The organism is Microtetraspora sp. AC03309 (genome assembly GCF_020826795.1).
Taxonomy (GTDB): Bacteria; Actinomycetota; Actinomycetes; order Streptosporangiales; family Streptosporangiaceae; genus Microtetraspora; species Microtetraspora glauca.
In genome coordinates this window covers 1-517 of sequence record NZ_JADDIL010000428.1, presented here as the reverse complement: position 1 = coordinate 517, position 517 = coordinate 1, and the positions used below count along the sequence as shown (strand labels likewise).

Sequence of the window (517 nt, the reverse complement as noted above, 5' to 3'; positions counted from 1 at the left end):
GGGCGATCGCGGCCGCCGCCTGATCCACCGGCAACTGCTGGCCGGTGATGCTCGCCGAGCCGTCGGCATGCCGCACCCCGATCACCCGCCGCTGATGAACAGCCCGCTCATACTTACGGCGCGCCCAGGTCGGATCGGCCGCGATCAACAATTTCTTGATCTTCTCCCGCAGCTCACTCGTCGTCCACTTCCCCGCCTTGGGCAGCAGATGAGCCGCGACCGCTCGGGCGAGTTCGAGGGGGACGTCTTCCAGCCAGTCGCAGAACACCACCGCTCGCGCCTTATCGAGCAGACCGGCCGACAGGGCGTCACGCACAGCCGGGAGCCGCACCTTCAAGTCATAGGCGAGACCGTATTCCCGTTCAGCGGCGCGGCGGGTGAGTCGCAACGCCGCCCGCACTTCGTCGGGTGAATTCTTGTCCGGCTCGGGCATTTTCTCCATGCCGGAGACGGAAATCTCATACAGGCCGACTTCGGCCATCACGACGGCTTTGCGGGCCTGCACGTGTGCTTCGAG

Annotated in this window: 1 protein-coding gene; it reads right to left on the bottom strand. The window is 66.0% G+C overall.

Going from position 1 to position 517, the window contains the following annotated elements; all coding sequences use genetic code 11:
- On the bottom strand, window positions 1–517 hold a 517-nt coding region (locus IMZ11_RS43690), incomplete at both ends, for a DUF222 domain-containing protein (RefSeq protein ID WP_228649599.1).